The organism is Chryseobacterium ginsengisoli, from assembly GCF_039542325.1.
Taxonomy (GTDB): domain Bacteria; phylum Bacteroidota; class Bacteroidia; order Flavobacteriales; family Weeksellaceae; genus Chryseobacterium; species Chryseobacterium ginsengisoli.
Genome location: NZ_BAABHX010000003.1, coordinates 269877 through 281807 on the forward strand (window position 1 = coordinate 269877; position 11931 = coordinate 281807).

Here is an 11931-nt window from a genome sequence, read left to right on the forward strand (position 1 = left end):
TGTTTTTAGTTTTTAATGAGCGGGAAATGAAATGTTAATCTTCAGTCCCTTTTCTATTTTGGTGTCAAAAATAATCTCTCCGTCAATAGTTTCTATACGGGAAACCGTAGAAGAAAGTCCGTTCTTATAAATCACATCTCCGGAAATCCCGATTCCGTTGTCGGTATAAAAGATTTTGATGAGGTTATTTTCTCTTTCGAATCTGAAAACTACGCGATCCGCTTTGCTGTGTTTTTTCATGTTGACAAGCAATTCACGGATGACTTGATAAACTTCTTCCTGTGTAGATTCTTTTAATCCTTTCCAGATACTTTCATCATTTCCGGCAAGATAAGTGTTGACATTTTCATTGTTGAATGACCCAATTAAGCCTGAAATTTTTTCGCTAAAATCTTGATCATCATTTTTCGAATCCATTTTTTCGTAGGAAATATCTCTCGATTTTTCGTAGACAAATTCCAGTTCATCAAGTGCTTCATCTTTATCAAAATGTTCCTGATTTTCAATCTTCGTCATTACCTGATAAATCCCGTTAGCAACGACATCATGCACTTTTTTCGATATTTTGAGTTGTGTGTTTTTGACTTCTAGTTCTTTTTCTTGTTCGAGACGTTTTTTTCTTTTTTTGTACCAGAAAAAAGCAACAATTAAAAGAATTGATAAAATTATTAAGACTACATTTCTATATAAAATATCAATTTTATTTTCAGTATCACGAAGTTTTAAGCTTTGATTTTCTGCATTTTTTTGTTCTACGTCATATCTAACTACTGCAAATTGATTCTTTGCCTTACTTCTTGAAATTTGTACAGAATCATTCAATGTTTGAAATCTGACAAAATATTTAAGATAATTTTCTTTATCTAAGTTGATTATTTTTTGTAATGCCTGTAATTGATCTTCTTTGCTGTCGTTTTTGGTTGCAACTTCTAACATTTTTTTTGCATAATAAAGCGCCTTATTTTTGTCCTTTATCAAAAAATAATTGGAGATTGTTGCGTAACTAGAATTCTCTCCATACAAATCGTTTTGTTGTTGCCTAATTTTCAACGCTTCATAAAGCTCGGGTAACGGATCATAATTTGGATTATCATTATATTTGGCTCGAGCTAAATTATTTAATGCTTTTGCATAATTAGATTTCTCCTTCGTTTGAAGAGCCTTTACAAAATTTAATTGTGCTTCTTTATATTTTTTTAAACTTATTAATACATCGCCAAGGTTATTATAATATGTATATTTATTTTCAGGATCATTCGCATATTTAATTGCGCTATTATAGAACTTTACAGAGTTGTCAAAGTCATAAAGGTAGGAAGAGCAAATTCCTATGTTGTTGTAGCTTGCAGCTAATATCCATCTAGTTAAACTATCTTGAACGTTTTTAAGGAATTTATTTGCCTCAAGTGAAGTTTCAATACTTCCGTAATAATCACCTTTATCATGTTGTAAAATAGCCATGTTTACTAATGACTTTCCAACTCCTGCAGAATCTTGTATTTCTAAATATGAATTTTTTGCTAGGTTGAAATAGTAAAATTTAGAATCTTTTTTTGTTTCCTTTGCTTTTTTGTAATAAATATCAGCAATACTTTCTTTTTGATTGTTAATGTTTTTTTGAGCACATGATGAAAGCAATATTAAAAAAATTAATAAAAAGTAGTTTTTCATAGTTGTTGTCAGTTTTATGCTACAAAGTAATAAAAAAGAGCAGATTAAAACAATCTGCTCTGTTATTATTAATTATGGATTTGTAAATGGAGGAGGTGTTTGTCCTGTATTACCTCCTGTACTTCCTCCATTTCCTGGTCCATCTGGATCTACTCCGTTCCCCGGATCAGTTCCGCCTCCTGGATTTGTCAATTGAGTGGTTGGCTGTCCGTTATTATCGTGATTACATGATGATGTATTTGCATTATTATTCCCGAATGCTAATGAAATTAGCATCAATATTAGATTTAGCATTTTTAAAAAATTTTGAGATTGTGAAATTTTTTCTTCCTCTCACGAAGTATTTTTCGTAAGCTGTACACTGTTAAAATTTCGAAGCGCTTCTAAAATTTTTTGGGAAGTTGAACCTTCAAAAACGGAAGAGAAACATCTGCTTCCCAACCCGGAGTTTTCTTCCGTTTTATCTGGTGATTTTTGAAATCAGTTTTGTAAATTTGTTTTTTGTCTTTTGTTTTAATTGTTTGTTTATCAACTGATTTCTGATTACAAATTTCTAGGAATTGGAGGGAATAATTGATGACAAGACAAGGACAGTGAATGACAATGAAGGACAGGAGTTCGTTACGGAAAACCGTAATGCAGTATGATAGAAAATCAAGTATTTTGTATTACCCTTAAAAAAAACTAATTATGTCCAAGAAAAAACTACTAATCCATGAAGTATTTAAACGAATTAGAAAAAACTCAGAAAAAAACACAAAAGGCGGTTTGTCTTCCGACCTTTCTAGCTATCTCGACGAAAAATTAGGCTTTATTATTTCAAAAAGAACACTCATTAGGTATTATGAAGCTTATATAGAAGGCGATGAAGATATTGATATAGAACTATATATACTTAATAGGCTAAGTCAATATTTAGAGTTTGATGATTATGAAGATTTTTCTACGACGATTGAAAAGGAAGGAGAAAATGCTAGTACAACAACCGTGAAAATAGGTGTTGATAATGAAGAAGTTTCTTCAGTAAATGGTATACCAAATGTTAGTGTTATTATCAATAATTCAAACTCAAACAAAAATGATCAGCATTTCAAAATGCCGGAGTTTATAAAACAAAATGGATTAGGCGTTTTAGAAATGACTTTTGTTTTATTTCTAGTTACCGGAGGTGTGGTTTTTTCTAATAATAAAAATTCTCGCCTAGGAATTACGTCAGGTTGGGGTTCTCCCGCCACAGACAAACCTTATATGTATTGGGATAAAGACCGCTACATGGCAACAGACAGCAGTTCACTTCACTCTCGTGTTGAGGTAGTACCCATGAGTGATTTTGCTTTTATTAATCTCAAAAAAATTACAAGACCAGATACGCTTACTGTTGAAAATGCGATGAAAAAAGTTTGGTATAATAAAAGTAACAATCATGTAGAATTCTTTACAAGCTTTGGTAAACATCCGGAAAACGGAAAAGCTTTAAAGGATGTTTCAGAACATATACTCGAAAACTATGCAGGATTAAATGCAGAATTAGAAGAATAAATTTCCTTTACAATTATTTAAAATTTAATTAAAACGATTTGCTGAATATTCCTTTAATTTCGTCTATTTTAAGATGAATAAAGGAATATTCTCATTTTTACTGTTTACTTTTTCTGTATTTTCTGCTCAACAGAAACCTATACAGATTGCTTTTCTTTCGGATGTGCATTTTCAGGATTTGTATGGAAGTTTTTCAGATAATGATTTTAAGGGAACCATCAATCCCAAAACCGGAAAACCAACCATTCTGAGAACGATGGATGCTCAATTGCATTCAACCAGAATCTTCAATGAAAATTATTTTGCTTTCTTAAAAGCGTTAGATGATATTGCAGAAAAAGGAATTAAAATTGTCGCCATGCCCGGAGATTTTTCGGATGACGGACAAGCATATAACATTCGTGGATTGCACAAAATTTTGGATCAGTATCACAAAAAATACGGGATCAATTTTTATATTACGACGGGAAATCACGATCCGGTTGGTCCGTTTCGACAGGATGCCGGAAAAGATGATTTTCTCGGACAGGACGGAAATGCACTGGGAATTTACAGCAAAGAAAATATCGGAAAAGTAAAAAATAATATCATTACAAAAGATATCGCAGAATCAGGATATCTGGAAATTTTGGATGAATTAAAAGACTTTGGTTTTTATCCCAAAAAAGAGGATTTGTTTTGGAGTACACCTTTTGATTCCGATTCTTTTACAAATTACTCTTATGAAAAAGCTTTGCAAAAAGCTGATTATTCCAAAAGAATGTATGAGGTTGCAAAAGGTTTTTCTGTTCCGGATTTAAGCTATGTTGTAGAACCCGTGAAAGGAGTTTGGATGATTGCCATCGACGGAAACACCTATATTCCGAAAAATCTTAATGAAAATCCGAATAATCCTTCAAATTATAAAGGAGCAAGCATTGGTTACAATAACGTCTTGATGAATAAAAAACATCTGATCAATTGGGTGAAAAAAATTACACAAGAAGCAAAAGCTAACGGAAAAACAGTCATCGCATTTACACATTATCCAATGATAGATTTCAATGATGGAGCAACAAATGAAATCAAAAATTTATTGGGCGAAAAAAAATGGCAGTTAGAGCGGGTTCCGGATGAAGAAGTCGCGAAAGCTTTTGCAGAAGCCGGTTTGCAGATTCATTTTGCGGGGCACATGCACATCAACGACACAGGAATTCGAAAGTTTGGAGATAAAATGTTGGTGAATGTTCAGGTTCCGTCATTGGCAGCTTATCTTCCGGCATACAAAATTCTTACTATCAAATCTCCTGAAAAAATGGAAGTCCAAACGGAAGTTTTAAATGATGTTCCCAATTTTGATGAGTTATTTCCATTATATGAAAAAGAATATGAAGCCTTAAAAAAAGATAACGGTAAAATCCTTTGGAATAAAGATATTTTGCAGACGAAAACATATCATGATTTTATGTTGTTTCATTTAAAAGAGCTGGTTCGTTTGAGAATGATTCCGGATGATTGGGACAAAGATTTCATTGAAAAAGCAAAAGCGTTAAATGGACAAGATTTGTTATTATTAATTTTAAATAAAGATCAATTAAAAGAAAAAGAAATCACTCCGGAAGCCTTTCAAATATGGAATTTTGAAGACCTTTTATTAGATTTATATAAATTCCAATCTGCTGATGAGTTAGCAAAAAAAGATGTTCCGAAGGAAAAGTTGCAGCAATATTATATCTTAGAAAAATTGCTTCAAGAAAATCAATCGCAGGATCCGTTTATAGTAAAGCTAAAATCTATCTTTAAGATTCTGTCATTACTTTCCAGTGGAGACCCTTCGAATCATTTTGAAATAGATCTGAAAAAGCAGGAGATAAAAAGATTGTAGTTTTTTCTCACGGATTTTGCAGATGGCGCAGAAGTTTGTATTTTAAATCCTTCGACTGCTTCGCGCTCAGGATGACACCGCTACAAATTTATCGCTAAAAAATGCAGTATAAAAAAACAGATAGTATTAGAAATGTCATCCTGAGCGCGAAGCAGTCGAAGGATCACTAATAAGTAATCCAAAATCAAAATTTCATCATAAAAAATCGTGACCATTTGCGAAAAAATTCGTAAAATTTGTGTTTAAAAATAGAAAAACAGAAAAGACCATCAGAAATCTGACAGCCTTTTCATTATAAATCTAATCGTAAAAAATGTTCTATTTTCCGTTCACAGGATTTTTCCTTTCGTAAGTATTGTTATCAAAACTAATTTTATAGTTTGACTTAAATAATTTACTTGGCTGATAATAATCTGTTGTAATCACTTGCGCACCGCTTTCTTTTGCCTTTTCAAATCTCGAGTAATCTTCTTTTCTTGCTTCCATCGTATCGGCGTCGGCTCTGGTTCTGATGATGTAGCCTTGTTTTACCATTTCAGAAATTTTCGGACTTGGATCATTCATGAATAATACAGCAGATTCAGGAGTTCCAGGATTTGAATTTGTAAAAACCATTCTTCCTTTCAAAGAAGGATGTCCTTCCATATAAATGTCTCTGTTTTCGCTGTTATTATCTAAAACAAACAGAAATTTTCCTTTCGCATCTTTCACTTTTGGCCAGTTTTTATTTAAAACAGCTTCATTTAATGTTTTATAAGAACCTCGAATATCATCGGGAATGATGATTTTATTTTTACCTAAATACTTTTTAAGCTCATTATCCAGATCATCAAAAAGTTTTGAAGTATAATGCTCCGGTTCTGTTCCGAATTGATTGGCTTTTCCATCTTTCGGTTCAAGGGTAATAAAAACAGGATCATGATCGGGATGTGCATCAGACCATTTTTTCAGGTCTTTCAGGCAATCTTCTAATGTATAATATTGAGTTTGATAATCAATATCTGTAATGTGGATCATTTTATAGCCAGGCTTTTTCATTTTTCCTTCAGGATCGAAAGGCTGAGTTGTTTTTACCAGATCTAAAATTTTCGGATGCGCATATTTTCCGCCTTTGCTGTCTGCATAAACATCTATTTCAAGATTTCTCAGTCCCAAATCCAGTTGTCGGGGAATTGGAATGTGTTCATATTGAATTCTCGGAAGAAAATTCAGTGAATCTTTTTTAGATAAATAACTGTAAACTTCCGGAAGGATTGCTTTTTTATAAGAATTGTGAGAACCTATCACCTGAATTTCATTGATTTTCAAATCATTTAGATTCTGAGACTGCGACGAGAATAGATTTAATGAACATAAATATATACCTAAGAAAACTGCCTTTTTCATTACTTCAATTTTTGTAATGGCGAAATTAGTGAGTCTTTATTTTTAAGAGATTATATATTATGTTAAGTCTTTTTTAAGATTGTGTGAATAGTAAAAATCAGCTATTTGTAAGTGTTTGATAATGAATCGTGTTTTATTTTCTCAAAATGGGATATTTATGTTTTATTGACTTTAAGATAATATTATGTTAAAACGATTTCAGGTTAAACGTTTTTACTTTGTATGCCGAAATAAAAACTAAGACGGGCAGAAATGAAAACCACTGTTGCGGGAACAACAGCGGCTTTTTATTAAGCAACGTAAACGTCATACAATTACTTTACTTAATGATATGTACCACAAAATTAATTTTTTTAAGTTTAAAAAACTAATTCCGATCGCATTGATTTTCCTGGTGGCAAACCAGGCTCATGCAGAAGGATTTTCGGCAAACTATTCTGTTTCCTCAAAGGTGAATGAAACGATCACCGGAACAGTAACAGATCAGGATGGTTCTACAGTGGAAGGGGCGAAAGTCACTGTTGTAGAAACCGGCGCTACAACAACTACCGATGCTTTGGGAAATTTCAGTATTTCAGCGAATATCGGACAAACGCTTTCCATTTCTTATGATGGGTATGCGACACAAACAGTAAAAATTTCTAGTACTTCAGTTTCTGTTAATTTAAAGTCTAAAAAAGAAGCTACTTCTATTGAGGAAGTAACTTTGGTAGGTTACGGTTCTCAGAAAAAATCTGATTTAACGGGAGCTATAAGCCAATTGAAAGCAGAAAACTTCAAAGAAGGGATGAATGTTTCTGTTGATAACCTGATGCAGGGAAAAGTCGCAGGTGTTCGTATCGTTCAAACAAGTGGTGAACCAGGAGCAGGTGTAAATGTTTCGATAAGAGGTATTGGATCCATCAGAAGCGGAAGTACGCCTTTATTCGTTGTAGACGGTGTTCCGTTGAATAATGATCCGGTGAGTGCATCAAGTCCGAATGTAGGTTTAGGAAATACAACCGCAAAAAATCCTTTGAACTTTTTAAATACAAGCGACATTGAATCAATCACTGTATTGAAAGATGCTTCTGCAGCAGCTATTTATGGAGCGAGAGGTTCAAATGGTGTTGTTTTGGTAACGACAAAAAGAGGGAAGAAGGGAGAGCCTATGTTTACGTATGATACCTATTTAGGCTTTTCTTCTGTCATTAAAAAATTAGATTTATTAACTGCTGATGAATACAGATCTGCAGGAATTGATAAATTGTACGATCACGGCGGAAATACAGATTGGCAGGATGAAATTTACAGAAATGCAGTTTCATCGAATCATTCGGTTTCATTTTCAAAAGCTACAGAAACGGGAAGTTATTTTGCGTCTCTTTCTCACATGGATCAGGATGGTATCGTTCTGAACAGCAGTTTCAAAAGAACGACAGCTCGTATTAACGCAGAAGAATCTTTTCTTGATAATAAGCGATTAAAAATTAAAGTAAATCTTACAGCAAGTGATATCAGAGAAACAGGAATTCCAAATGGTGGAAATGCCGGATCTGATGGTCAGCTGATTATCCATGCATTGATGGCGAATCCTACGCGTTCTGTGTATGATGAAAACGGAAATTACACCAATTTCAACATGAATGCTCACTACAATCCTTTGTATTTATTGAGTGTTTATAAGGATAAAACAAATACATTCCGTGTATTGGGGAATACCGAAGCAACCTTGAGAATCTTACCGGGATTGAATTATAAATTTAATTTAGGGATAGACAAAACAATGTCTGAAAGAAATACAACAATGTTTCCTAATATTACAGACAGAACACCTAAAGGTGCATATGTTCAGGCAAATTTAGATTCTTATAATGTGCTGTTGGAACATTATTTAACGTATGATCTTAGCTTAAATAAACACAATTTCAGTTTATTAGGAGGTTTCTCTTATCAGAAATTTAAAAATAACGCAACGTATTTTGGAGTAAGAAATTTTGGAGATCAGGGATCAGGAATTCCACCGGAAATTAATCCCGGATATTCTGGAGAGGCTTTCATTCCGGGAGCAGGAACATCTCAGGAAAACGAATTACAGTCATATTTTGGAAGGGTAAACTATAATTTTGATAAAAAATATTTCTTAACGGCTTCATTAAGAGCCGATGGTTCTACGCGTTTTGGAGATAACAACAAATACGGATATTTCCCTTCTGCTGCTGTAGGATGGACAATCTCAAAAGAAAATTTCCTGAGAGATTCTCAGATTATTAATGAACTAAAATTAAGGGGAAGTTGGGGACAAACCGGAAATCAGGAAGTTCCGAACAAAATTACAAAGGCAAGTTATTCATTGGCACAGTCTGCGGGATATTATTTGTATGATAATTTAAATTTGATCAACGGAGTTTTGATCAACAGAACAGCATATCCTGATCTGAAATGGGAAACTGTGGAACAATCGAATGTAGGATTAGACTTTAGTTTGCTTAAAAATAAGCTGTATGGATCTTTGGAATATTATCATAAATCAACCAAAGATGCAATTTTAAATATTCCGTCTCCTGTATTGAGTCCAACAACTATGATTTGGAAAAATTCTGATGGTACTATTGTGAATAAGGGTATTGAATTCTCTTTAGGCTATGAAGTTATCAAAAATGAAAATTTCACATGGAATCTTGATGTAAACGGAGCAACGGTAAATAATAAAATTACAGGTCTTCCGGTTTCAGAAATTTATTCAGGAGAAGTTTCAGGACCGGGACTTTCAGGAGTTACAGCAAATATCTATAAAAATGGATATGAAGCAGGATCTTTTTATATGCTGAATTATTTGGGAGTTGATGCCAACGGAAAATATATTTATGAAGATGTTGACGGTGACGGAACAATCGGTCAGAAAGATAAAAAGATATTTGAAGGACCTATTCCGAATTTTACTTTCGGGATCAATTCTTACATGAAATACAAGAAGTTTGATTTTGCTTTCTCATTCATTGGGCAAACGGGAGGTTATCTGGTGAATAATACAGCGTTGGATTTAAATATCAATAATTTAGCTTCAGACAGAAACGTTTTGAAAAACTTTTACGAATCAGGAGCAAGCCCTACAAACCAGCCGCAATTATCTTCTTTATATCTTGAAAAATCAGACTTTATCCGTTTGAACAATGTAAGACTGGGATATACTTTTGATATGAATCAATTGAAATTCCTGAAAAGTATTAATCTTTACGTAAGCGCACAGAATTTATTTACGATTACCCACTACAGCGGTTATGATCCGCTTGTTGATACAAGCAAGCAGGTTGGAGGAAACCAGTCTTTGGGAATTGATTATACGACGTATCCGTCTGCAAAAACTTTCATTTTGGGAGCAACTGTTAAATTTTAATTTAAGTTAAAAGAAATCATGAAATATAATTTTTTAAATATTAATAAAATTGTTTTATCCATTGCTGTATTATCTTTAATCGGCTGTACAAATTTGGAAGAAAAACTACTTGATGAGGTTCCGAGTTCTGTAAATGCAGATCCTGAAGCTTCTCTTGCTGCAGCCTACGGACAGCTTGGTGACGGAACTTTTGTAGATCACGGAAGTGTATTCGCTTTACAGGAATATTCTACTGATGAGGCAATCTTACCAACAAGAGGAAGCGACTGGGGAGATGGCGGAAAATGGAGAGCAATGCACGAGTTTACTTGGGATGCAAATAATGATGTGGTAAAAACAACGTTCAACCAATTAACTTTAGGGATTACAAAATCTTTAACGGCAATCGGAAGTATCAACGCAAGTAATATCAGTAACAAAGCTTTATTTTTAGCTGAAGCAAAAGGATTATTGGCATTTTATACCTATTCAACAATCGATTTGTATGGACAAGCTCCTTACAGAGATCCGAATAATGTAAATGCACCCATTGAGATCAAAAAAGCAGAAACGACTATTGATGCTTTAATTACTGAAGTGGAAGGGCTTATTCCAAATTTAGCAGATATCAAAACTCAAAATACCCACGCTGGAAGATTTACAAAACAGGCAGCTTATGCTTTATTGGCAGATATGTATCTGAACAGAGCGGTTCTAAAAAACAAAACAGCAAGTAGTTTCAGTTTTACAGAACAAGCAATTAATGGAGGAGGAACTGATATGGATAAAGTAATTCAATATTCAAATTTATTGATCAATAATCCACTTTTTAGCTTAGAATCAAACTATTTCCACAATTTTGATATCAATAATGATACAAGCAAGGAAATGATCTTCACAATTGTTCAGAAGAAAAACTCCAATAGAAATGCGGATAATGATTTGGCTTATATGTCAATGGAAAGAATCCAGAAGCCATCTCCTGATAACAGAGGTACGAACGCAAACTGTGTTACTCCCGAATTCTATTATTCATGGAACGGAAATCACGATGATCCACGCTTCCAAAGAACATACCAATATGAAGACGGAACATGGTTTAGAAATGACGGAACAGACGTAAGCGTACCATCAACAAGCAAAGTGGAAGGAACAGGAAAACCTTGGTTCCATTTCAACAGAGGATTGCAGGTTGGTCAGCAATACGGACCAAAAATTCTTGCCAGTGGTAACTTTGATGTGACTGCAGACGGAAGAATTAAAGTATATAAATTATTCACTGAGAAAACGCCGACACTTGCTGCAGATTTCACTCCTGAATTGAACTTTGATAATCCTTCAGAAGCTGTATTTACACAAGCTCAGATCAACAGAGGAGTAAGAAACTTCAAGTTTGAATTTGATCCGGGTTACGGAAACAACGGAACAAGCGGAATGGATGTGCCATTATACAGATTAGGAACGATTTATATGATGAGAGCGGAAGCTTATTTCCGAAATTCAAACATTGCTGCGGCTTTAGCAGATATTAATAAATTGAGAACCAGCAGAACCAACGACGCTTTGAAGGGTAATGCGCCTGGTGTTGCTATTACTTCTTTAGATGCGAATACAATGATTAGAGAATCAGGTTATGAATTGTATTGGGAAATGTACAGAAGAAAAGCGATGATCAGATTCGGAAAGTTTGATTTGGCGGGAACAGCAAAACCTGCAACTCAGCCTTACAGAAGAATTTTCCCGATTCCTCAGGCAACGCTTGATGCTTCTAAAGAGTTCTCACAAAACCCTGGATATTAAATTTTTTCCTCTTTATAAAACGATTATTTTTTACAACAAAGCGAAGAGAAAATCTCTTCGCTTTTTGTTTTTGAATACATTTTTGTAAAATATGTAAGCCTTTGTCTGAAATGTATAAGCCTTTGTCAAAAGTATATAAGACCTTGTCCGAAATAGATATGATATCGTCCAGAGTAATTAAGCCCTTGTCTCAACTTGATAAAGCTTTGTCTAAAGTATATAAGACATGGGTAAAAGTATTTATGACATTGTCCAGACTATATGAAGCCTCGTCTAAAGTACATAAGGCATGTTTTAAGATAATTAAAAAAGCTGT

The 11931-nt window shown here is 33.8% G+C and carries 7 protein-coding genes; 4 read left to right on the plus strand and 3 right to left on the minus strand.

The features are described from left to right. Positions 1 to 12: 12 nt before the first annotated feature. Together ABD940_RS10410 and ABD940_RS10415 are read right to left on the minus strand one after the other, a co-directional pair. The gene (locus ABD940_RS10410) at positions 13 to 1671 is read right to left on the minus strand and encodes a tetratricopeptide repeat-containing sensor histidine kinase (RefSeq protein WP_345203295.1); all 1659 of its coding nucleotides are present in this window, start codon (positions 1669 to 1671) and stop codon (positions 13 to 15) included. 72 nt (positions 1672 to 1743) lie between these two features. Continuing rightward, the gene (locus ABD940_RS10415) at positions 1744 to 1965 is read right to left on the minus strand and encodes a hypothetical protein (protein ID WP_345203298.1); all 222 of its coding nucleotides are present in this window, start codon (positions 1963 to 1965) and stop codon (positions 1744 to 1746) included. Positions 1966 to 2361: 396 nt separating this feature from the next. Between ABD940_RS10415 and ABD940_RS10420 the strand changes: the two genes are divergently transcribed. Beyond that, complete coding sequence (locus ABD940_RS10420) at positions 2362 to 3210, plus strand: hypothetical protein (protein WP_345203300.1); 849 nt, start codon at positions 2362 to 2364, stop codon at positions 3208 to 3210. 73 nt (positions 3211 to 3283) lie between these two features. Next, positions 3284 to 5074 carry a metallophosphoesterase gene (locus tag ABD940_RS10425; protein ID WP_345203302.1) on the plus strand — a complete coding sequence of 597 codons (1791 nt, stop codon included), beginning with the start codon at positions 3284 to 3286 and terminating at the stop codon, positions 5072 to 5074. Between the two features lie 318 nt (positions 5075 to 5392). On the opposite strand, the gene ABD940_RS10430 is transcribed toward ABD940_RS10425, so the two are convergent. Next, positions 5393 to 6460: a phosphatidylinositol-specific phospholipase C1-like protein gene (locus ABD940_RS10430; protein ID WP_345203304.1), complete on the minus strand. Its 1068-nt coding sequence runs from the start codon at positions 6458 to 6460 to the stop codon at positions 5393 to 5395. Positions 6461 to 6791: 331 nt separating this feature from the next. Between ABD940_RS10430 and ABD940_RS10435 the strand changes: the two genes are divergently transcribed. Beyond that, the gene (locus tag ABD940_RS10435) at positions 6792 to 9836 is read left to right on the plus strand and encodes a SusC/RagA family TonB-linked outer membrane protein (RefSeq protein WP_345203306.1); all 3045 of its coding nucleotides are present in this window, start codon (positions 6792 to 6794) and stop codon (positions 9834 to 9836) included. 18 nt (positions 9837 to 9854) lie between these two features. Next, complete coding sequence (locus ABD940_RS10440; RefSeq protein ID WP_345203309.1) at positions 9855 to 11615, plus strand: RagB/SusD family nutrient uptake outer membrane protein; 1761 nt, start codon at positions 9855 to 9857, stop codon at positions 11613 to 11615. Positions 11616 to 11931 lie beyond the last annotated feature (316 nt).